Below are 21,511 nucleotides of genomic sequence, written 5' to 3'. Positions count from 1 at the left end.
GGGCTCTGTGGGCTCTGTGGGCTCTGTGGGCTCCGTGGGCTCCGCCTCGGACGACCTCGTGTTCGGGCTGGTCGTGATCGGCGGGGCCTCCCTGGCCCTGCCCCTGGCGCACCTGCGCGAGGTGGTCCCGTGGCCCGGCACCGTCACGCGGCTCCCGGCGGCCGCGCCCGGTGTGGTCGGCCTGATGCGGCTGCGCGAGCACGTCCTGCCGCTCGTCGACGCCCGCCCGCGCCTCGGCCTCGACGACACGGCCGAGCCCGCCATCGTCGTCGTCCTCAGCGACGGGGAGCGGATGCTCGGCATGGCGGCCGACGGGGTGACGCGCGTGTCGCGGGTCCCCGGCGAGGACGTCGTGGGCCTGGACGCCCCGGGCGGGCTCCTCACCCCCGCGGTGCTGTCGCCGCGCGCCGACGAGGTGCCCGGCGACCAGGGAGCCGACGACGACATCGTCACCGTCCTGGACGTCGAGGCGCTCCTCGCCCAGTCCGGCTGGCCGACCGTCGCCGTGCCCGTCGCCGAGCTCGGGCGGTCGGGCGGTGCGTCCCTCGTCAACACCTACACGCTCCTGCGCTGCGGCGAGCACCTGCTCGCCATCGACATCGCCCACGCGCGCACGACGCTGCCCGCGTTCGGGGTACGGCCGTCGGTGGTCGACTCCGCGCTGTGCCTCGGCACGACCGGCTACCAGCAGTGGCAGGTGGGCGTCACCGACCTGCTGGTGCTGCTCGGCCTCGGGGTCACCGAGCGCGAGGAGGCCGGCCCCGGGCTGGTCGTCGACGCCGGCCGGGGTCACGTGGTGCTCGCGCTCAGCGCGCTGGTCACGATGACCGACATCGAGGACGCCGACGTCCTGCCCGCCCCCGACCTCGCGCTGCCGCGCCCCGAGCTGGTCCGCGGGCTCGCGCACGTGCCCGGGCACGGTCGGGCCATCGTCCTGGACGGGGAGGCGCTGGTGCACGACGAGCGGGTCGTCTCGCTGGCGGCGATCATGACCGAGGACGCCTCCGTCACGCGGCTGGCCAGCGACGTCTCCTCGCTCACCGACGACGAGCGCGGCTCGCTCCCCGGCGCGGCCCAGCTGGTGCTGGACGCCGGGGGCCGGGTGTGCTCGCCGCTGGAGCAGGTGCGCGAGATCCTGCCCGTGCCCGACGACCTCCTGCCCACGCAGGTGCCCGGGGTGCTGGGTCTGGTCACCCACCGCGGGCGCGTGCTGCCCGTCGTCCCGCTGGCCCCGCACCTCGGCCACGGGTGGGGCGGTGGCCTCGGCCCCGTCCTGCTCGTCGAGGCCGGCGGGGGAGTGGTCGGCCTGGCCATCGACGCGCTCGTCTCCATCGACCCGGTGCTCTGGGCGCAGCCCGACCTCGACGCCGACGGTGTCCAGTGGGTCACCGTCGGGGAGGCCGAGCAGCTTCTCGCCCAGGTGGACCTCGTCGCTGTTGCGCGTCAGGTGCTGGGGGTCGTGGAGGTGGCTGGTGATGTCCTGGCCGACTCGGGTGACGTGCTGCCCGGTTCGCTGCCCCAGGTGGCCTGAGCGGGTCTGCTGCGGTGGCGGCTGCTGTGGCGGCTGGGTGGGCGGTGTGTGAGCAACCTGTCTGGTGGCTGAACCGGTTGCTGGGGCACCTTCGGTCGGTGTGTGGCTGAGTGGCGGTGTGTGAGCAACCGACTTGAGGTGCGGTGGGGTTGCTGGGGCACCTGCGGTCGGCGGGTGGCTGACTGGCGGTGTGTGGGCAACGGGTCTGGTGGCTGAACCGGTTGCTGGGGCACCTCCGGTCGGTGGGCGGCTGAGTGGCGGTGTGTCAGCAACCGACCTGAGGTGTGGTGGGGTTGCTGGGGCACCTCCGGTCGCTGGGCGGCTGGGTGGCGGTGTCTGAGCAACCGACTCGAGCCACGGCCAGGTTGCTGGCACACCGCCCACAGCTGCCCGGGGCGGGTCAGGGGCGGCGCTGCATCCGCAGGTGACGGCCGACGGGGGTGGGGTCGACCGCGCCGTCCAGCTCGAACCCGTGCCGGCGGTAGAAGCCGATCGCCCGCTCGTTGCCCTCGAGCACCCAGAGGTAGACCGGGTCGGCGGCGGTGCAGCCGGCGTCGGCCAGCGCGGCCGCGAGCAGCCGGTGACCCAGCCCGGTCCCCCAACGCTCGGCCCGGACGTACAGCGCGGTCAGCTCGACCGCCGCGGGCGGGTCGACGTCCCGGGCAGGGCCCGCGCTCGCGAACCCGATGAGCTTCTCCCCCGAGTCGCCAGGACCGTCAGCGCCGCCCGGATCGCCGGCACCGTCGTGTCCACCCGGCTCCACGGCCAGCAGCACCCGGGCACCGCCCTCGAGCAGCTCGCGCCGGCGCACCACGGACTCAGCCCGCTCCACCCGCCGCTGCCGCAGGAACGCCTCGGGCATCAGCCCCGTGTAGGCGTCGTCCCACGCGTCGAGGTGGAGGTCGGTCCACGCCTCGGCGTCCGCCGGCACCGCCGCCCTGATGACCGTCTCCGCCGACCCCACTCGGTCACCGTAGGCCCCTCCCGCCCCAGCCCGCGGCCGGTCGCCCCCGGACGTCATACGTTCCGCCCCTGGGACGCACCCGGATGGATGACGTTCCGGCTGCCCGCGGCCGGTCGCCTCGGGACGTCATACGTTGCGGCCCTGGGGCGCGCCCGGATGGATGACGTTCCGGCTGCCCGCGGCCGGTCGCCTCGGGACGTCATACGTTCCGGCCCTGGGACGCGCCCGGATGGATGACGTTCCGGCTGTCCGCGGCCGGTCGCCTCGGGACGTCATACGTTGCGGCCCTGGGGCGCGCCCGGATGGATGACGTTCCGGCTGTCCGCGGCCGGTCGCACCGGGACGTCATACGTTCCGCCCCCAGGACGCACCCGGATGGATGACGTCCCCAGAGTCGCCGGCGGGGAGAACAGCGGCGGCTAGCCCAGCAGCGTGTGGACGGCGAGGAGGGCGACGACCACGGCGGAGACGAGTCCGGTGACACGGCGGGCGCGGTCGGACGACGCGGCGCGGCCGAGCGCCGCCCCGGACCCCGCCAGAACCAGCTGCCACGACGCCGACGCCGCGAACGCGGCCAGCACGAACACGCACGACTCCGCCGGCCCCGCGACCACCGCGTCGTTGCCGAGCACGACCGCCACGAAGTACACGACCGTCGTCGGGTTCACCGCCGTCAGCCCCAGCAGCAGGAGGTACGCGCGCAGCGGGGTCAGCCCGGGAGAAGCGGCGGGGGCACCGGTGGGATCGTCGGGCGCGGGGGAGGGGGCGGGACGCAGCGCCGACCGCCCCACCAGCACCGCCACGACCAGCAGGACGCCGGCCGCGGCGACGCGCAGCGGACCGGCGATCGGCTCCAGCACCGCCGCCGCGGCGGCACCGGCCAGCACGGCCACCGCCGCGAACGCGCCGTCCACCGTCGCGACGCCCAGGGCGGCGGCGGACGCCGTGGGCCAGCCGTCCCGCGCACCCAGCGAGACGAGCAGCACCCCGATCGCTCCGACCGGGAGGGCGATCGCCCAGCCCGTGACGAGTCCCGCGACCACCACCGTCCACACGGCACGCATCCTCTCGGCCGCGCACCCGGCCGCGCGAGCGGGTTTCGTGGGGCGCGGCGGTCTCGAGGCTCGGCCGTGGCCGGCCCCGCACCTCGACCACCGCCGCACCGCGGTCTCGAGGCTCGGCCGTGGCCGGCCCCGCACCTCGACCACCGCTGCACCTCGGTCTCGAGGCTCGGCCGTGGCCGGCCTCGCACCTCGACCACCGCCGAGGCAGGAGGCCACCCGGCGACCCAGGAGGCCGGGCTAGCGTGGGACACATGCGGATCACCAAGTTCGGCCACGCCTGCGTCCGGGTCGAGCACGAGGGGTCGGTGATCGTCCTGGACCCGGGCAACTTCACGGACCCGGCGGCGGTCGACGGGGCCGGCGCGGTGCTGCTCACCCACGAGCACGCCGACCACCTGCACCCAGAGAACCTCCGGCGCACCGACGCGCCGGTGTTCACCATCCAGGCCGTCGCGGACGCCATCGCCGCGCAGGCGCCGGACGTGAGCGAGCGGGTCACGGTCGTCCGGCCGGGCGAGGCGTTCACGGCCGCCGGCGTGCTGGTCCGCGCCGTGAACGAGAAGCACGCGGTGATCCACCCCGAGTACGACCGCTTCGACAACTCCGGCTACCTGCTCACGCTGCCCACCGAGGGCGCGCCGGCCACGACGGTCTTCCACCCGGGCGACTCCCTCGACGGCCCCGGTCGGCCGGTCGACGTCCTGCTCCTGCCCGTGTCCGCGCCCTGGATGAAGGTCTCCGAGTGCGTCGACTTCGCCCGCTCGGTGGGCGCCGCGCGCAACGTCGCCATCCACGACGCCATCTACTCCGAGGCCGGCCTGCGCATCGCGGACGGGCACCTCCACCGCTTCCTGGACCCCCTGGGCCTCGAGTACACCCGCCTGGGCGTCGGCGCCGACCTCTGAGGCGACGCCCGCCCCGCACTCAAGCGCCGCCCAGCGCCCGCTCGGGCGCCCCGCCGGCCCGACCACGGCGTCACCCGCGCCCGCCTCGCGAGACACCTCCGGTCTGGACCACCGACCTGAGAACACCGGACGCAAACGTTGCCGTCGCGGCCGTGAAGAACATGTGAGGACGGATCTCTCAAGGACCTTGGTCCCGGGACGAACGGCTCGGTGTCCCCCCAAGCACGACGAGAGGAGCGGCCGTGACCACGCGAGCCACTGCCACCGACACCACCACCGGCGCCAGCACCGCCCGCCGCGCCTCCTCCGCCCGTGAGGGCCAGGTCCGCACCGCGCTCGAGCAGAGCTGCCTGGTCATGGAGCTCGCCCCCGACGGGATCATCCGCCACGTCAACGCGGCCCTGGCCGAGACCCTCGGCTACACGGTCGAGGAGCTCGTCGGGCAGCCGCACGAGATCCTGCTGCGCGACGACGTCCTGCGCGAGGAGCAGCTGCTCTGGCAGCTCCTGCGCGGCGGCGGGCACCGCCAGGACGTCTTCGGTCGGGTCGCCCGCGACGGCCGCGTGCGCTGGCTCCAGGGCAGCTACCTCGCCCTGTCGGAGGGCGACGAGGTCGACACCGTCCTCGCGCTGCTCACCGACGTCACCCACGAGCGCGACACCGCCGCCGAGCACGCCGCCAACGTCGCCGCGCTGCACCGCTCACAGGCCGTCATCGAGTTCTCCCTCGACGGCACGATCCGGTTCGTCAACGACAACTTCCTGCGCACCACCGGCTACCAGCGCGGCGAGGTCGTCGGCAAGCACCACCGGATCTTCTGCGACCCCGAGTACGCCTCCTCCTCCGACTACGTCGACTTCTGGAACACCCTCGGCCGCGGCGAGTACGTCTCGGGCGAGTTCCAGCGCCGGCACAAGTCGGGCCGCGAGCTCTGGCTGCAGGCCACCTACAACCCCATCCTGGACGCCGAGGGACGGGCGACCGGGGTGGTCAAGTTCGCCACCGACATCACCGAGCAGAAGGCGCGCAACGCCGAGTTCGTCGGCAAGGTGACCGCCATCGACGCCGCCCAGGCCGTCATCGAGTTCGACCTCGAGGGCCACGTCATCGGCGCCAACGACAACTTCCTGCGCGCCATGGGCTACTCGCAGCGCGAGATCGTCGGGCAGCACCACTCGATGTTCTGCACCGACGCCTACGTCCGCACCGAGGAGTACCGCGACTTCTGGCTGCGCCTGAGCAAGGGCGAGTTCATCGCCGGACGCTTCGAGCGGGTCGGCAAGTTCAACCGCTCGGTCCACCTCCAGGCCACCTACTCGCCGATCCTCGACGGGCACGGCCGCCCCTTCAAGGTGGTCAAGTACGCCCACGACATCACCGACCAGGTCGAGCGCGAGCGGATCATCTCCGAGCGGACGACCCGGATGGCCGAGGCCGTCGCCATGCTCGAGACCGGGCTGGTCGAGGTCGGCCGGTACACCGAGGAGGCCGGCAGGTCGGCCGCCCAGAGCTCCGACGACGCCGCGTCCGGCGCCGAGGCGCTCGCCTCCTCGCTCGAGGCGATCGTCGCCCTCCAGCGCTCCAGCCACTCGATCAGCGAGATCGTCCGCGTGATCGCCGAGATCGCCGCGCAGACCAACCTGCTGGCCTTCAACGCCTCCATCGAGGCGGCCCGGGCCGGCGAGCACGGCATCGGCTTCTCGGTCGTCGCCGGCGAGGTCCGCAAGCTCGCGGAGCGCTCGTCGGAGGCCGCCCACCAGATCGGCGGGCTCATCCTGCAGTCCACCGAGCGCATCGACGCCGGGCACGACGTGGCCAAGCGCGCCGAGACGTCCTTCGAGCGCATCGCCGGCAGCGTCACCGCCACCAGCGACGCCATCCGGGAGATCCTCGACGCCACCGTCACCCAGCGGGAGGCGGCCACCGAGGTCCGCTCCCTGCTCGACGGCCTGGCCGCCGAGACGGCGATCTGACGCTCCCTCCCCCCGCACCCCGTCCCACCCGGCCCCCCCGGCCAGGCCGGCTCCACCCGGCCCTCCCGACAGGACGCCACCATGACGCTCCACGCCCTGCCGCCCGTCCCCGAGGACGTCCCCGAGCACCTGCTCGGGGGCCCCGCGGGCGACGCGACGGCCACGACCACCGCGGACACCGCCGCGGTGCTCACCCTGGCACCGGCCCTCCCCGACGAGCTCGGGGCCTGGGAGACGCCGCAGGGTGAGCTGCCCGCAGCCGACCTCGTCGGCTACGTGGACCCGGCCCTCGAGGGCCTCGTGCCGACCGCCACCGGGCACGGGGACCTCGAGGGAGCGCGGGCCGCGCTCACGGGCGTGGGCGCCGGCACCGTCGTGCTCGGCGCGCTGGTGCTCGGCGGGGTCGACCTGGCGCTGCCGCTCGACGCGCTGCGCGAGGTCGTGCCGGTGCCGGACTCCTTCGTCCCGCTGCCCACCCGGGCCGCGGGGCTGCGCGGAGCGATGCGGCTCCGCGAGCACATCCTGCCCGTGGTGGACGCACGGGCGTGGCTCGGACTGCCCGGACAGGACGACCCGGAGATCGTGGTGGTGGTTTCCGACGGTGAACGGATGATCGGTGTGCTGGCCGAACGCGTCCGCTCGGTCCTGTCCGTGCCGGCCGAGGAGATGGTCCACTTCCGTGTCGGAGGTGGGACGGCCGACGAGGCCCTCCCCCCGGCACCGGCGTGGACCCCCGACGGGGACGGCGGACGGGCAGCTGGGACGCCCGGCCCGTCGTCCCCCGACGGCACCGCCCCGGAGCACGGCGCCGCCTCCCTGGGTCACCCCGCCTGCACCGCCGCCTTCGTCCACGACGCGCTCCCCGGTGGGATCGTCTCCGTCCTGGACGTCCGCACGCTGCTGGGTCACCCCGGCTGGCCGTCCGTGCCCGTGCCCGTCGACGCGGCCGCGGAGGCGGTCGGCAGCGACGTCACCAGCTGCACGCTGCTGCGCTGCGGCGACGTCCTGTTCGCCGTCGACATCGCCACCGGCCGCACCACCCTGCCGTCCTTCCACGCGCAGCCCTCCGTCATCGACGGCGAGCTGTGCCGCGGCACCACCGAGTTCATGGGCCACCAGGTGGCCGTCACCGACCTGCTCACCCTCCTCGGCCTCGGCGTCACCGAGCGCGAGGAGGGCGGGCCCGGCCTGGTCGTCGACGCCGGCGACGGGCACGTCGTCCTCGGCATCACCTCGCTGGTCACGATGGTCGACCTCGACCTCGGCGACCTCATGCCCGTGCCGTCCTTCGTGCTGCCGCACCCCGAGCTCATCCGGGGCGTCGCGGACGTCGAGGGGCACGGCCGCGTCCTCGTCGTCGACGGGCCCCGGCTCTCCGGCGACGAGCGGGTCGCCGTCATGGGCTCGGTGATGAGCGAGGAGGCCGAGGAGCCCGTGGCCCTCGACCCGCTGCTCGTCGGCGAGGACGGCCTCGAGCGGGCCGCCGTGCACGGCGAGGCGCACCTCGTCCTCGGGGCCGGCGGTGCCTACGCCGCCGTGCCGCTGGAGCAGGTCCGCGAGATCCTGCCCTGGTCCGCCGAGCTGCTCGAGACCCGCGTCGGCGGGGACGTCCTGGGGATGCTCACCCACCGGGGCTGCGTCCTGCCGGTGGTCGACCTGGTGCCCTCGCTGGGCCGCGCCGGCCTCTCCGCCGGACCGCGCCGCGTCGAGGGCGGGCCGCTCCTGCTGGTCGACGTCGACGGGGCGCCGCTCGCGTTCGCCATCGACGAGCTCGCCTCGATCGAGCCGCAGCGCTGGGAGCAGGCGGAGCCCGACCCGGACGGGGTCGAGTGGATCACCGTCGGCGCGGACGAGCGGCTGCTCGCCCGGATCGACCTGCGCGACCTCGCGCGGGCCGTGCTCACCCGCGGCTGACCGGCGGACCCGCCACGGGGCCCGCCTGCACGCGGCCTCAGCTGCCGAGCGCGTCCCGCATCGGCACGAGCTTGGCCTGCGACTCGGCCAGCTCGGCGGCCGGGTCGGAGCCCGCGACGATGCCGCAGCCGGCGAAGAGCCGGACGGTGTGGCCCGAGACGGCCGCGGAGCGCAGGGCGATGCCCCACTCGCCGTCGCCTCCGGCGTCGATCCAGCCGACCGGGCCGGCGTAGCGTCCGCGGTCCATCTTCTCGACCTCGCCGATCACGGCGACGGCGTCCGCGGTCGGGGTGCCCCCGACGGCCGCGGACGGGTGCAGCGACTCCGCCAGCCGCAGCGAGGACGCCGCGGACGGGTCGGCCACCACGCCGGCCACGTCGCTGGCCAGGTGCATGACGTTGGGCAGGTGGAGCACGAACGGGGCGTCGGGCACGTTCATCGACGAGCAGTGCGGGCCGAGGGCGTCCGCGACGGAGCGCACGGCGTACTCGTGCTCCTCGAGGTCCTTCGAGGAGCGGGCCAGGGCGCCCGCGAGCTCCGCGTCGCGGCGGTCGTCGCCGGTGCGCCGGATGGTGCCGGCCAGCACCCGCGAGGTGACCAGGCCGCGCTCGCGGCGCACGAGCATCTCGGGCGTCGCGCCCAGCAGGCCGTCGACGTGGAAGGTCCAGGTGGTGGGGTAGCTCGTCGCGAGCCGGCGCAGGGGCCAGCGGACGTCGACCGGCCGCTCGGTCGTGGCGACGAGGTCGCGCGCCAGCACGACCTTCTCCACCTCGCCCTGCTCGATCCGGGCCACGGCGTCGGCCACCGCCGACATCCACTGCTCGCCGTCCAGCGCGCCGTCGGCGTAGGTGACCTGACCCGGGCAGGCGGCCGGCTCAGCCGGGTGCAGCGTGGAGGGCAGGTGGTCGAGGTCGTGGCCGACGGTGGTGACCCACGCGCGGTCGCCGCGGCGTCCCACGAGCACGGCGGGCACGACGAGGACGGAGTCGCCCGGCGCGTCCGCGAAGGCGAAGGAGCCGAACGCCACCAGGCCCGTGCCGGGCAGACCGACCTCGTCGCGGACGACGGCCCGCGCGACGACCTCCGACCACCAGGTGTCCGCGTCGGCGAACCGCTCGGCGCCGCGGGTGCGCACGACGGCCGCCTCGCCCCAGCCGACGAGCCCCTCGCCCCGGCGCAGCCAGGTGACGGGGGAGTCCGCGGGCAGCAGGTCGAGCAGCGAGTCCGCGACGCCCGGCTCGAGGGCCACGGTCCGGGCCACGAGCCGGGGAGCGGCCCCCTGGGTGGGGACGCCGTCGGGATCGGTGGTCACGTGCCGAGACTAGTCCGGGCCGCCTCGGCACCGGGACCGGACCCGGCACGCGCGCCGGGCCCTGCGACCTGCCCCACTCGCCGGTCGGCGTTCCCCGCCGTGCTCCCGGGTCCGGGGGGTGGGGGCGGGCCCCACTACGCTGGCGCCGTGGCCCGTGCAGACCTGGACAAGCAGCCGAGCGACGTCCGTCGCATGTTCGACGCCGTGGCCAAGCGCTACGACGTCACCAACGACGTGCTGTCGCTGGGGCAGGACCGCCGCTGGCGCACCGCCGTCATCGCGTCCGTCGACCCGCAGCCGGGGGAGCGGGTGCTGGACCTCGCCGCCGGCACCGGCACGAGCAGCGTGCCGTTCCACGACGCCGGCGCGACCGTCGTCCCGTGCGACTTCTCCCTCGGGATGCTGCGCGTGGGCAAGCAGGCGCGCCCGCACCTGCCCTTCACCGCCGGCGACGGCACGAAGCTGCCCTTCGCGGACGCCACCTTCGACGCGGTCACCATCTCCTTCGGCCTGCGCAACATCGTCGACCCGCTCGCGGGCCTGCGCGAGCTGCGCCGGGTGACGAAGCCGGGCGGCCGGATCGTGGTGTGCGAGTTCAGCCACCCCACCTGGTCGCCGTTCCGCACCCTCTACGTCGAGTACCTCATGCGCGCGCTGCCGCCGGTGGCGCGCGCGGTCTCCTCGAGCCCGGACGCCTACGTGTACCTGGCCGAGTCGATCCGCGCCTGGCCCGACCAGGCCGGCCTCGCCGCGATGCTCGCCGAGGCGGGCTGGGCGGACGTGGAGTGGCGCAACCTCTCGGGCGGCATCGTCGCCCTGCACCGCGGCCGCGCCTGACGCCTGCGGCCACCCGTTCCTGACGTCGTCCGCAGGCCCTCCTGGACGTCGCGTGCCGCGGCGCGCCCGGAACGTGGACGGGTCGTGAAGGTCACGTCCTGCGGGGGCCGAGGGCCCCTCCCGCGAGGGGTCGGGCGGCACCGGAAACCCACAGACTGTGAGAGACGCCACGTCCTCGCAGGTCAGGAGCATTCTTAGGGCCCTCCCAGGGGAGGACGAGGGGCTCTGTCGGGTCTCCCGGAACGCAATTCCGCAACGCCGCTGTGGGCAAAATGCGCAGGTCAGGGCGGCGTGCGCGCCCCGACCCCCGTTCACTAAGGTCCCGTGTTGGTGGCAGACTGCCGCCTGCACCACTCGTGACGCGTTTCACAAGCGCGCGAGGTGCGAGCGCTCACCCTCCGGGGGGAGCGTCCCACCGCGCGGGAGGAGAAACCCTTGGAGCTCTACATCCCGGTCCTGGTGCTGGGGGCCATCGCCGCCGGCTTCGCCGTGTTCTCGGTCGTGGTCAGCACCCTCACCGGCCCGAAGCGCTACAACCGGGCCCGGCTGGACTCCTACGAGTGCGGCATCGAGCCGACCCCGCAGCCGGTCGGCGGCGGGCGGTTCCCGGTGAAGTACTACATCACCGCGATGCTCTTCATCGTCTTCGACATCGAGATCGTCTTCCTCTACCCGCTGGCGCTGGAGTTCGACCAGATGGCCCTCTTCGGCCTGGTCGAGATGGTCATCTTCATCGCCACCGTCTTCGTCGCCTACGTCTACGTGTGGCGCCGCGGCGGACTCGACTGGGACTGAGCGGCATGGCCCCGACGGCACCGCACGCGCACGTCCGCCCGACACCCCGAAAGGACCGTGACTGATGGGTATCGAGGAGAAGCTCCCCAGCGGCGTCCTCCTGACCACCGTCGAGGGGGTGGCCGGGTACTTCCGCAAGGCGTCGTTCTGGCCCGCGACCTTCGGCCTGGCCTGCTGCGCCATCGAGATGATGACCTCGGGCGGCCCGAAGTACGACCTCGCCCGGTTCGGCATGGAGGTCTTCCGCGCCAGCCCCCGCCAGGCGGACCTGATGATCGTGGCCGGCCGCGTGAGCCAGAAGATGGCCCCGGTCCTGCGCCAGATCTACGACCAGATGCCCGGCCCCAAGTGGGTCCTCGCGATGGGCGCCTGCTCCTCCTCGGGCGGCATGTTCAACAACTACGCGATCGTGCAGGGCGTCGACCACGTCGTCCCCGTCGACATGTACCTCCCCGGCTGCCCGCCGCGCCCGGAGATGCTCATCGACGCGATCCTCAAGCTCCACGACCAGGTGCAGCACACCAAGCTGGGCGCGCACCGCCAGGCCGAGATCGCCGAGCTCGAGGAGAGCGCGCTGGCGGCCCTCCCGACCTCCGACATGAAGGGCCTCCTGCGGTGAGCGACGAGACCCCCGACCAGGCCGCCACCGACCAGTCGCCGGAGAACGTGCCGGCGCCGGTCGGGACGCAGCACACCGCCGGCGTCCGCACCGGCATGTTCGGCGTCCACGGCACCGGTGACACCTCCGGCTACGGCGGCCTCACGAAGGCCGTCGAGTGGCCCGCCCCGAGCGCCCGGCCCTACGGCGGCTGGTTCGACGCCGTCGCCGACGCCCTCGTGGCCGCCGCCGCGTCCGCGGGCGTGGAGGACGCGCTGCGCTCCGTGGTCGTGCACCGCGGGGAGATCACCTTCCACGTGCGCCGCGAGGACCTCGCGGTCGTCGGCCGCGTCCTGCGCGACGACCCCGCCCTCCGCTTCGAGTTCTGCGCCGGCGTCAGCGGCGTGAACTACCCGGAGGACGCCGGGCGCGAGATGCACGTCGTCTACCACCTGCTCTCGATGACCTACAACCGACGCATCCGGCTGGAGACGGCCGCGCCGGACTCCGACCCGCACGTCCCGTCGCTCGTCGCGGTCTACCCGACGCTCGACTGGCACGAGCGGGAGACCTTCGACATGTTCGGGATCGTCTTCGACGGCCACCCGTCGCTGACCCGCATCCTCATGCCCGACGACTGGCCGGGCCACCCCCAGCGCAAGGACTACCCCCTGGGCGGCATCCCGGTGGAGTACAAGGGCGGCACGGTTCCGCCTCCCGACCAGCGGAGGAGCTACAACTGATGAGCACCGACCAGGACGTGTACGCCGGCTCCTCCGAGACCTCCGAGGGCCGCGTCTTCACGGTCACGGGGCAGGACTGGGACTCCATCGCCGAGGGCCTGGGCGAGGCCGCCGAGGAGCGGATCGTCGTCAACATGGGCCCGCAGCACCCGTCGACCCACGGCGTGCTCCGCCTCATCCTCGAGATGGAGGGCGAGACGGTCACCGAGGCCCGCTGCGGGATCGGCTACCTGCACACCGGCATCGAGAAGAACATGGAGTTCCGCTCCTGGACGCAGGGCGTCACGTTCTGCACCCGGATGGACTACCTCTCCCCGTTCTACAACGAGGCCACCTACGTGCTCGGCGTCGAGCGGCTCCTCGACATCGAGGACGACGTGCCGGAGAAGGCGCAGGTCATGCGGGTGCTCCTCATGGAGCTCAACCGCATCTCCTCCCACCTGGTCGCCATCGCGACCGGCGGCATGGAGATCGGCGCCCTCACCGTCATGACGATGGGCTTCCGCGAGCGCGAGCTCGTGCTGGACCTCTTCGAGCTCATCACCGGCCTGCGGATGAACCACGCCTTCATCCGCCCCGGTGGCGTGGCACAGGACCTGCCCCCGGGCGCGCTGGAGGAGATCCGCTCCTTCATCGCCCTGATGAAGAAGCGGCTGCCCGAGTACGCGGCGATGTGCAACGCCAACCCGATCTTCAAGCACCGCCTGGAGGGGGTCGGCCACCTCGACCTCGAGGGCTGCCTCGCGCTCGGCCTCACCGGCCCGGTGCTGCGCTCGACCGGCTACGCGTGGGACCTGCGCAAGACGCAGCCCTACTGCGGCTACGAGGACTACGAGTTCGACGTGCAGACGTGGGACACGTGCGACTCCTACGGCCGCTTCCGCGTCCGTCTCGCGGAGATGAGCGAGTCGCTGCGGATCGTCGAGCAGGCCGCCGACCGGCTCGCGGGCCTCGAGGGCGCGCCCGTCATGGTCGCCGACAAGAAGATCGGCTGGCCCAGCCAGCTGGCCATCGGCAGCGACGGCATGGGCAACAGCCTCGACCACATCAAGCACATCATGGGCGAGTCCATGGAGGCCCTCATCCACCACTTCAAGCTGGTGACCGAGGGCTTCCGGGTACCGGCCGGCCAGGCGTACGTGCCGATCGAGGGCCCCCGCGGCGAGCTCGGCGCGCACGTCGTCTCCGACGGCGGCACGCGACCCTTCCGGGTCCACTTCCGCGACCCGTCCTTCACCAACCTCCAGGCCACGAGCGTGATGAGCGAGGGCGGCCAGGTGGCCGACGTCATCGTCGCGATCGCGTCCATCGACCCCGTGATGGGAGGCGTCGACCGATGACGCTGGAGCAGAGCACGCTCGACGAGCTCGCCGAGATCGCCGGCCGCTACCCGGAGGCCCGCTCCGGGCTGCTGCCGATGCTGCACCTCGTGCAGTCGGCGCAGGGCAAGGTGACGCCGGAGGGCATCGAGGCGTGCGCCGAGATCCTCGGCATCACCCCCGCCGAGGTCAGCGGCGTCGCGACGTTCTACACGATGTACAAGCGGCGCGAGGTGGGCGACTTCCACGTCGGCGTCTGCACCAACACGCTGTGCGCCGTCATGGGCGGCGACGAGATCATGGCGACGCTCCAGGACCACCTCGGCGTCGGCAACGACGAGACCGCCGAGAAGCGGGACGGCGACGCGCACACCGTGAGCCTCGAGCACGTCGAGTGCAACGCGGCCTGCGACTACGCCCCGGTGATGATGGTCAACTGGGAGTTCCTCGACGACATGACCCCGCAGAAGGCCGTCGCCCTGGTCGACGACCTGCGCGCGGGCAACGAGGTGCACTCCACCCGCGGCCCCCGGCTGTGCAGCTGGCGCGAGGTCGAGCGGGTGCTCGCCGGGTTCCCCGACGGCCGCGCCGACGAGGGCCCCAGCGCGGGCCCTGCGTCCCTGGCCGGCCGCGAGATCGCCCGGGAGCGTGGCTGGTCGGCGCCGAGCGCCGGCGCGTCCGCGCCCGCGTCCGGATCGGAGGAGTGAGCAGATGACCGACACCCTGACCCCCGTCCTCACCGAGCCGTGGGGCGCCGACCGGTCCTGGACCCGCGAGGTCTACGAGGCCCACGGCGGCTACGCGGCGCTCGACAAGGCGCTCGCGATGGCGCCCGACGACGTCATCGCCGCGGTGAAGGACTCCGGCCTGCGCGGTCGTGGCGGCGCCGGCTTCCCGACCGGGATGAAGTGGTCCTTCATCCCCCAGGAGAACCCGAACCCCAAGTACCTCGTGGTCAACGCGGACGAGTCCGAGCCGGGCACCTGCAAGGACATCCCGCTCATGATGGCCAACCCGCACGTGCTGGTGGAGGGCGTCATCATCTCCTCCTACGCGATCCGCGCGAAGAAGGCGTTCATCTACATCCGCGGCGAGGTCGTCCACGTCATCCGCCGCGTGCAGAACGCGGTGCGCGAGGCCTACGAGGCCGGGCACCTGGGCACCGACATCCACGGCTCCGGCTTCGACCTCGACATCGTGGTCCACGCCGGGGCGGGCGCCTACATCTGCGGCGAGGAGACGGCGCTGCTCGAGGGTCTCGAGGGACGTCGCGGCCAACCGCGCCTGCGCCCGCCGTTCCCCGCGGTCGCCGGCCTCTACGCCAGCCCGACGGTCATCAACAACGTCGAGTCGATCGCGTCGGTCCCCTCGATCATCGGCCACGGCGCGGACTGGTTCGCCTCGATGGGCACCGAGAAGTCCAAGGGGATGGGCATCTTCTCGCTGTCGGGCCACGTGAAGCGTCCCGGCCAGTACGAGGCCCCGCTCGGCATCACGCTGCGCGAGCTCGTCGACCTCGCGGGCGGCATGCGCGAGGGCCACGAGCTGAAGTTCTGGACGCCGGGCGGCTCCTCCACCCCGCTGCTGACCGCCGAGCACGTCGACCTCCCGCTCGACTTCGAGTCGATGGCCGGCGCCGGCACCATGCTCGGCACCCGGGCGCTGCAGCTGTTCGACGAGACGGTCTGCGTGGTGCGGGCCGTGCTGCGCTGGACGGAGTTCTACAAGCACGAGTCCTGCGGCAAGTGCACCCCGTGCCGCGAGGGCACGTGGTGGCTCGTGCAGACCCTCGCGCGGCTGGAGAAGGGGCAGGGCTCCGAGGAGGACCTCGACCTGCTGCTCGACCAGTGCGACAACATCCTGGGCCGCTCGTTCTGCGCCCTCGGCGACGGCGCGACCAGCCCCATCTCGAGCTCGATCAAGCACTTCCGCGACGAGTACCTCGCCCACCTGACCCACGGCGGCTGCCCGTTCGACCCGGCCGCCTCCACCGTCTGGGCGGGCTCCGCGGACCAGCAGGAGGTCACGGCATGACGACCACCCCGGACAGGACCGACCTCGTCACCGTCACGATCGACGGCGTCCAGGTCGACGTGGAGCCGGGCACCCTGGTGATCCGCGCGGCGGAGCAGGCGGGCATCCAGGTGCCGCGCTTCTGCGACCACCCGCTGCTCAAGCCGGTCGGTGCCTGCCGCCAGTGCCTCGTCGACGTCCCGGACGCCGGCAACGGCCGCGGCTTCCCCAAGCCCCAGGCGTCCTGCACCCTGCCGGTCTCGCCGGGCATGGTGGTGGAGACGCAGGCGTCCAGCCCCGTCGCCGACAAGGCGCAGCAGGGCGTGATGGAGCTCCTCCTGGTCAATCACCCGCTCGACTGCCCGGTCTGCGACAAGGGCGGCGAGTGCCCCCTGCAGAACCAGGCCATGTCGAACGGCCGCACCGAGTCGCGCTTCGCCGCGAACGAGGGCACCAAGCGGACGTTCCCGAAGCCGATCAACCTCTCGCCGCAGATCCTGCTCGACCGCGAGCGCTGCATCGTCTGCCAGCGCTGCACCCGGTTCGCCTCGGAGATCGCGGGCGACCCGTTCATCTCCCTGGTCGAGCGCGGCGCCCGGCAGCAGATCGGCATCGCCGAGGACGCGCCGTTCTACTCCTACTTCTCGGGCAACACGATCCAGATCTGCCCGGTCGGGGCGCTGACCAGCGAGGCCTACCGCTTCCGCAGCCGCCCCTTCGACCTCGTCTCCACCCCGAGCGTGGCCGAGCACGACGCCTGCGGCGCCGCGATCCGCGTCGACCACCGCCGCGGCAGGGTGCTGCGGCGCCTGGCCGGCGACGACGCCGCCGTGAACGAGGAGTGGATCACCGACAAGGACCGGTTCGCCTTCGCCTGGCCGGCCCAGGACGACCGCCTCGGCTACCCGATGGTCCGCGACACCGAGGCCGACGGGACCCGTGGCGAGCTGCGCCCCGCGTCCTGGCCCGAGGCGTTCGCCGTGGCCGCCCGCGGCCTGGCGGCCGCGAAGGCCGCGGGCGGGGTCGGGCTGCTGCCCGGCGGCCGCCTCACCGCCGAGGACGCCTACGCCTGGTCGAAGCTGGCCCGCACCGGCCTCGGCACCAACGACGTCGACTTCCGCGCCCGGCCGCTCTCGGCCGAGGAGGAGTCCTTCCTCTCCGCCGTCGTCGTCGGCAGCGGCGTCGAGGGCTGGAAGCCGGGGGCCGTCACCTACGCCGACCTCGAGTCCGCCCGCACCGTCGTCCTCGCCGGCCTGGAGCCGGAGGACGAGGCGGGCACGATCTTCCTGCGGCTGCGCAAGGCCTCGCTGGCCAGTGGCCTGCGGGTGCTCGCGGTCGCGCCGTTCGCCACGCGGGGCCTGGCCAAGATGGGCGGGACGCTGGTCCCGACCGCGCCCGGCGACGAGCCCGCCGCCCTCACCGGCCTCCTCGGGCACGCCGACCACGGCGTGGACGCGGACACGATCGTCCTGGTCGGCGAGCGACTCGCCCTGGTGCCCGGTGCGCTCAGCGCCGCCGTGGAGCTCGCCGCCAAGTCCGGCGCCCGGCTCGCCTGGGTGCCCCGCCGCGCGGGTGACCGCGGTGCCGTCGAGACCGGCGCCCTGCCGGGCCTGCTGCCGGGCGGTCGCCCGGTCGCGGACGCCGCGGCGCGCGTCGACGCCGCCGCCCACTGGGGCGTGGAGTCGCTGCCGGAGACCCCGGGCCGCGACGCCGACGCCATCGTGGCGGCCGCCGCCGCGGGCGACCTCGCCGGCCTGCTGGTCGGCGGCGTGGACCCGGCCGACACCGCCGACCCCGCCGCGTTCCTCGCGGCCCTGCAGGCGGCCTCGTTCGTGGTCAGCCTCGAGGTCCGGGCCACCGCGGTGACCGCCGCGGCCGACGTGGTCCTGCCCGTCGCGCCGCCGGTGGAGAAGGCCGGCTCCTACGTCACCTGGGACGGTCGCGTGCGGCCGTTCGAGGCCGTGCTGCACACCCCGGCCGCGCTGCCGGACTGCCGGGTCCTGGCCGGGATCGGCGAGGAGCTCGCCGCCCTGGGCGTGGGCAGGGCGCTCGGCTTCCGCACGGTGGACGAGGTGCGTGGCGAGCTCGCGCAGCTCGGCCCCTGGGACGGCGAGGCGCCGGCGTTCGTGCCGGTCGCCGCCGGCGCGGGCGCGGCCACCGGGGACGGGCTGGCCCTCGCGGGCTGGCGGACCCTGCTGGACGACGGCTCGCTCCAGGCCGGGGACAAGCACCTCGCGGCCACGGCACGCCCGGCCGTCGTCCGCCTGAGCCCGGCGACCGCCGCCGAGGCGGGGCTGGCCGACGGGGCGAGCGCGACCGTCACGGGCGACCGTGGCAGCCTCACCCTGCCGGTCGAGGTCGTCGACTCGATGGTCGACGGCACCGCCTGGGTGCCCACCAACTCGTACGGGACGGCCGTGCTGTCCCGGCTCGCCTCGCCCGGCAGCCGGGTGAGCGTGAAGGGAGCTGACCAGTGACCGCCCTCGCGATCTCCGCGCTGGCACCGGCGGTGGTGCCGATGGCCGACGTCGACCTGACGTCCTTCGGCCAGGACCCCTGGTGGATCATCCTGGTCAAGGCCCTGCTGATCTTCGTCGTGCTGGTGCTGCTGACCCTCTTCAACATCTGGTGGGAGCGCCGGGTCGTGGCCCGGATGCAGCACCGCATCGGCCCCAACGTGCACGGCCCCTTCGGCCTCCTGCAGTCCCTCGCGGACGGCGTGAAGCTGGCGCTGAAGGAGGACATCATCCCGACCGCGGCCGACAAGGTGGTCTTCCTCCTGGCCCCGGTCCTGGTCGTCATCCCGGCCTTCGTGACCTTCTCGGTGGTGCCGTTCGGGCCCGAGGTGAACCTCTTCGGCACCCGGACGCCGCTCCAGCTCACCGACATGCCGGTGGCGGTGCTGTTCGTGATGGCGATCGCCTCGATCGGCATCTACGGCATCGTGCTCGGCGGCTGGTCCTCCGGCTCGACCTACTCGCTGCTCGGCGGCCTGCGCTCGAGCGCGCAGATGATCTCCTACGAGATCCCGATGGGCCTCGCGCTCATCGCGGTGTTCATGTACGCGGGCTCGATGTCGACCAGCGAGATCGTCGCGGCGCAGGACAACCTCTGGTTCGGGCTGATCCTGTTCCCGTCCTTCGTGCTCTACGTGATCGCGATGATCGGCGAGACCAACCGCGCCCCGTTCGACCTGCCCGAGGCCGAGGGCGAGCTCGTCGGCGGCTTCCACACCGAGTACTCCTCGCTGAAGTTCGCCCTGTTCTTCCTCGCCGAGTACATCAACATGGCGACCGTCTCGGCGCTGGCCACGACGCTGTTCCTCGGGGGCTGGCACGCCCCGTTCTGGATCGACCACCTCTACGCCGGGTTCAACGAGGGCTGGTGGCCGGTGCTCTGGTTCTTCGGCAAGGTCCTGTGCTTCATCTTCCTGTTCATCTGGCTGCGCGGAACCCTGCCCCGCCTGCGCTACGACCAGTTCATGGCGCTGGGCTGGAAGATCCTCATCCCGGTGGCGCTGGCCTGGGTCGTCCTCGTGGCCGCCATGCGCTACGTGAGCACCAACCTGACCTTCGACAGCCGCGACCTGCTGATCGGCGGGGGCGTGGTGATCGTCCTGATCCTGGCGGCGGGCTTCCTCCCGTTCGGCCGGGCCACGGACGAGGACGCGGCCGAGCCGGTCGGCCCGACCGGCACCTACCCGGTGCCGCCGATGGCCGCGCCGGTGCGCGGCGCGGCCGCCCCGCTCACCTTCCCCACCGGCCCCGACGAGACGGTGGCCGCCGGCGCCACGCAGGAGAGCTGACATGAGCGACGAGCAGTCCACTCCCTCCTTCAAGGAGCAGTTCCTCGACCCGGTGGCCGGCTTCGGCGTCACCTTCCGGACGATGTTCCGCAAGGTGGTCACGGAGCAGTACCCGTTCCAGAAGGAGCCCACGGCCCCCCGCTTCCACGGCCGCCACCAGCTCAACCGGTGGCCCGACGGCCTGGAGAAGTGCGTCGGCTGCGAGCTGTGCGCCTGGGCCTGCCCGGCGGACGCCATCTACGTCGAGGGCGCGCCCAACGACGAGGACGGCGACGGCCGCTTCAGCCCCGGCGAGCGGTACGGCCGCGTCTACCAGATCAACTACCTGCGCTGCATCCTCTGCGGCCTGTGCATCGAGGCGTGCCCGACCCGGGCGCTGACGATGACGAACGAGTACGAGCTGGCCGACGACAACCGCGCCGACCTGATCTACGAGAAGTCCGACCTCCTCGCCCCGCTGCTGCCGGGCATGGAGGCCCCGCCGCACGCGATGACGCTCGGCGACGACGAGGGCGACTACTACCGCGGCGCCTACGCCGCGCCCGCCCCGTCCGCGCCGGCGAAGGAGGAGAAGTGACCGTCGCCTTCTGGCTGCTCGCCGTCATGGTGACGGCGGCCGCCCTGGGAGTGCTGTTCGTCCGCAAGGCGGTGCACGCAGCCCTCCTGCTGGCCGCCGTCATGATCGGGATCGCCGGCCTGTACCTGACGCTGGAGGCCCCGTTCCTCTTCGCGGTGCAGATCATCGTCTACACCGGCGCGATCATGATGCTGTTCCTGTTCGTCCTCATGCTCGTCGGCGTGGACGCCTCGGACTCGCTGGTCGAGACGATCCGCGGCCAGCGGGCGCTCGCCATCCTCGGCGGGGTCGTGCTCGGCTCGCTGCTCGTCATCGGCGCCGCCCAGATCTCGCTGGGCGCGGCGGTCGGCCTCGGCGACGCCACCTCGGACGGCAACATGCAGGCCATCGCGAACATGCTCTTCTCGCGCTACGTCTTCGCCTTCGAGACCACCTCGGCGCTGCTCATCACCGCCGCCGTCGGCGCCATGGTGCTGGCCCACCGCGAGCGGGTCGAGCCCCGCGAGAGCCAGGCCGACAAGGCCGCGCAGCGGATGCGTGACTACGCCGAGTCCGGCAAGCCGCTCGGCCCGCTGCCCTCGCCCGGCGTCTACGCCCGGCACAACGCGGTCGACACCCCGGCGCTCCTGCCGGACGGGTCCCCGGCCCCGACGTCCGTCAGCGCCACGCTCGTGGCCCGCGGCACCGTCCGGACGGCCTCGGCCGCCGAGGTGGAGCACGTGCTCGCGGAGATCACCGGGGCCGAGACGCAGGCGCCCGGCACCGCCCCGGCGGGCGGCGCGACCGGCGCGACCGACACCTCGGCCGGCACCGGCGCGAACACCGAGAACCCCGCGGAAGAAGGAGGCGCGCAGTGAACGACGTGACGCCCTACATCGTGCTGTCGTCGGTGCTGTTCACGATCGGCGCCGTCGGCGTCCTCGTGCGCCGCAACGCGATCGTCGTGTTCATGTGCGTCGAGCTCATGCTCAACGCCAGCAACCTCGCGCTCGTGGCCTTCGCGAAGCAGTCGGGCGACCTGCAGGGCCAGATCGCCGCGTTCTTCGTGATGGTCGTGGCCGCCGCCGAGGTCGTCGTCGGTCTCGCGATCATCATGACCATCTTCCGCACCCGCCGGTCGGCCTCGGTCGACGACGCGAGCCTGCTGAAGTTCTAGGAGCA

Annotated in this window: 19 protein-coding genes; 16 read left to right on the top strand and 3 right to left on the bottom strand. The window is 73.4% G+C overall.

All coding sequences use genetic code 11. The features are described 5' to 3' along the window. The first annotated feature begins 34 nt into the window (after positions 1-34). Positions 35-1,531 carry a chemotaxis protein CheW gene (locus E8D37_RS15955; protein WP_168929784.1) on the top strand — a complete coding sequence of 499 codons (1,497 nt, stop codon included), beginning with the start codon at positions 35-37 and terminating at the stop codon, positions 1,529-1,531. A 400-nt stretch (positions 1,532-1,931) separates the two neighbouring features. On the opposite strand, the gene E8D37_RS15950 is transcribed toward E8D37_RS15955, so the two are convergent. Next, entirely contained in the window at positions 1,932-2,495 is a 564-nt protein-coding gene (locus tag E8D37_RS15950; protein WP_240770490.1) for a GNAT family N-acetyltransferase, read from the bottom strand. Positions 2,496-2,914: 419 nt separating this feature from the next. Then, complete coding sequence (locus tag E8D37_RS15945) at positions 2,915-3,550, bottom strand: LysE family transporter (RefSeq protein ID WP_206055794.1); 636 nt, start codon at positions 3,548-3,550, stop codon at positions 2,915-2,917. A 260-nt stretch (positions 3,551-3,810) separates the two neighbouring features. Here E8D37_RS15945 and E8D37_RS15940 point away from each other — a divergent pair, with 260 nt between their 5' ends. From E8D37_RS15940 to E8D37_RS15930, 3 genes are all read left to right on the top strand, one after another. Beyond that, the gene (locus E8D37_RS15940) at positions 3,811-4,464 is read left to right on the top strand and encodes an MBL fold metallo-hydrolase (protein ID WP_136570795.1); all 654 of its coding nucleotides are present in this window, start codon (positions 3,811-3,813) and stop codon (positions 4,462-4,464) included. 242 nt (positions 4,465-4,706) lie between these two features. Next, complete coding sequence (locus tag E8D37_RS20630; protein WP_136570794.1) at positions 4,707-6,437, top strand: PAS domain-containing methyl-accepting chemotaxis protein; 1,731 nt, start codon at positions 4,707-4,709, stop codon at positions 6,435-6,437. An 81-nt stretch (positions 6,438-6,518) separates the two neighbouring features. Then, positions 6,519-8,351, top strand: a complete 1,833-nt coding sequence (locus tag E8D37_RS15930) for a chemotaxis protein CheW (protein WP_136570793.1) — start codon at positions 6,519-6,521, stop codon at positions 8,349-8,351. Positions 8,352-8,388: 37 nt separating this feature from the next. Here the strand turns inward: E8D37_RS15930 and E8D37_RS15925 are convergent, their stop codons facing one another. Continuing rightward, positions 8,389-9,663, bottom strand: coding sequence for an isochorismate synthase (locus E8D37_RS15925; protein WP_136570792.1), 1,275 nt, complete (start codon positions 9,661-9,663; stop codon positions 8,389-8,391). 147 nt (positions 9,664-9,810) lie between these two features. Here E8D37_RS15925 and E8D37_RS15920 point away from each other — a divergent pair, with 147 nt between their 5' ends. From E8D37_RS15920 to nuoK, 12 genes are all read left to right on the top strand, one after another. Continuing rightward, on the top strand, positions 9,811-10,500 hold the full coding sequence (locus tag E8D37_RS15920; RefSeq protein WP_136570791.1) for a demethylmenaquinone methyltransferase: 690 nt from the start codon (positions 9,811-9,813) through the stop codon (positions 10,498-10,500). 435 nt (positions 10,501-10,935) lie between these two features. Next, positions 10,936-11,295, top strand: a complete 360-nt coding sequence (locus tag E8D37_RS15915) for an NADH-quinone oxidoreductase subunit A (protein ID WP_136570790.1) — start codon at positions 10,936-10,938, stop codon at positions 11,293-11,295. Positions 11,296-11,359: 64 nt separating this feature from the next. After that, complete coding sequence (locus E8D37_RS15910) at positions 11,360-11,914, top strand: NADH-quinone oxidoreductase subunit B (protein WP_136570789.1); 555 nt, start codon at positions 11,360-11,362, stop codon at positions 11,912-11,914. Beyond that, positions 11,911-12,636 (top strand): NADH-quinone oxidoreductase subunit C, encoded by a 726-nt coding sequence (locus E8D37_RS15905; RefSeq protein WP_136570788.1) that lies wholly within the window; start codon positions 11,911-11,913, stop codon positions 12,634-12,636. Before E8D37_RS15910 ends, E8D37_RS15905 begins: the two co-directional genes overlap by 4 nt. Further along, on the top strand, positions 12,636-13,976 hold the full coding sequence (locus E8D37_RS15900) for an NADH-quinone oxidoreductase subunit D (protein WP_136570787.1): 1,341 nt from the start codon (positions 12,636-12,638) through the stop codon (positions 13,974-13,976). Before E8D37_RS15905 ends, E8D37_RS15900 begins: the two co-directional genes overlap by 1 nt. Beyond that, positions 13,973-14,662 carry an NADH-quinone oxidoreductase subunit NuoE gene (gene nuoE / locus E8D37_RS15895; RefSeq protein ID WP_136570786.1) on the top strand — a complete coding sequence of 230 codons (690 nt, stop codon included), beginning with the start codon at positions 13,973-13,975 and terminating at the stop codon, positions 14,660-14,662. Before E8D37_RS15900 ends, nuoE begins: the two co-directional genes overlap by 4 nt. Before the next feature lie 4 nt (positions 14,663-14,666). Further along, positions 14,667-15,989, top strand: a complete 1,323-nt coding sequence (gene nuoF, locus E8D37_RS15890; protein WP_136570785.1) for an NADH-quinone oxidoreductase subunit NuoF — start codon at positions 14,667-14,669, stop codon at positions 15,987-15,989. Next, complete coding sequence (locus E8D37_RS15885; protein ID WP_136570784.1) at positions 15,986-18,445, top strand: NADH-quinone oxidoreductase subunit G; 2,460 nt, start codon at positions 15,986-15,988, stop codon at positions 18,443-18,445. Before nuoF ends, E8D37_RS15885 begins: the two co-directional genes overlap by 4 nt. 41 nt (positions 18,446-18,486) lie before the next feature. Continuing rightward, positions 18,487-19,773, top strand: a complete 1,287-nt coding sequence (nuoH, locus tag E8D37_RS15880) for an NADH-quinone oxidoreductase subunit NuoH (protein ID WP_136570953.1) — start codon at positions 18,487-18,489, stop codon at positions 19,771-19,773. A 1-nt stretch (position 19,774) separates the two neighbouring features. Further along, positions 19,775-20,350, top strand: coding sequence for an NADH-quinone oxidoreductase subunit NuoI (gene nuoI, locus E8D37_RS15875; RefSeq protein ID WP_136570783.1), 576 nt, complete (start codon positions 19,775-19,777; stop codon positions 20,348-20,350). Next, on the top strand, positions 20,347-21,207 hold the full coding sequence (locus E8D37_RS15870) for an NADH-quinone oxidoreductase subunit J (protein ID WP_136570782.1): 861 nt from the start codon (positions 20,347-20,349) through the stop codon (positions 21,205-21,207). Before nuoI ends, E8D37_RS15870 begins: the two co-directional genes overlap by 4 nt. Further along, positions 21,204-21,506, top strand: coding sequence for an NADH-quinone oxidoreductase subunit NuoK (nuoK, locus tag E8D37_RS15865; RefSeq protein WP_206055793.1), 303 nt, complete (start codon positions 21,204-21,206; stop codon positions 21,504-21,506). Before E8D37_RS15870 ends, nuoK begins: the two co-directional genes overlap by 4 nt. Positions 21,507-21,511: the final 5 nt, after the last annotated feature.

Source organism: Nocardioides sp. GY 10127 (genome assembly GCF_004919085.1).
Taxonomy (GTDB): domain Bacteria; phylum Actinomycetota; class Actinomycetes; order Propionibacteriales; family Nocardioidaceae; genus Nocardioides.
The sequence above is the reverse complement of the archived record's forward strand: the minus strand, read 5'-3'. Positions and strand labels throughout refer to the sequence as shown.

What these genes read in the sequence shown, in the direction of transcription:
- E8D37_RS15940 (WP_136570795.1), top strand. Translation starts at nt 3,811, where the DNA reads ATGCGGATCACCAAGTTCGGCCACGCCTGCGTCCGGGTCGAGCACGAG.
- E8D37_RS15930 (WP_136570793.1), top strand. Translation starts at nt 6,519, where the DNA reads ATGACGCTCCACGCCCTGCCGCCCGTCCCCGAGGACGTCCCCGAGCAC.
- E8D37_RS15910 (WP_136570789.1), top strand. Translation starts at nt 11,360, where the DNA reads ATGGGTATCGAGGAGAAGCTCCCCAGCGGCGTCCTCCTGACCACCGTC.
- E8D37_RS15900 (WP_136570787.1), top strand. Translation starts at nt 12,636, where the DNA reads ATGAGCACCGACCAGGACGTGTACGCCGGCTCCTCCGAGACCTCCGAG.
- nuoE (WP_136570786.1), top strand. Translation starts at nt 13,973, where the DNA reads ATGACGCTGGAGCAGAGCACGCTCGACGAGCTCGCCGAGATCGCCGGC.
- nuoF (WP_136570785.1), top strand. Translation starts at nt 14,667, where the DNA reads ATGACCGACACCCTGACCCCCGTCCTCACCGAGCCGTGGGGCGCCGAC.
- E8D37_RS15885 (WP_136570784.1), top strand. Translation starts at nt 15,986, where the DNA reads ATGACGACCACCCCGGACAGGACCGACCTCGTCACCGTCACGATCGAC.
- nuoH (WP_136570953.1), top strand. Translation starts at nt 18,487, where the DNA reads ATGGCCGACGTCGACCTGACGTCCTTCGGCCAGGACCCCTGGTGGATC.
- nuoI (WP_136570783.1), top strand. Translation starts at nt 19,775, where the DNA reads ATGAGCGACGAGCAGTCCACTCCCTCCTTCAAGGAGCAGTTCCTCGAC.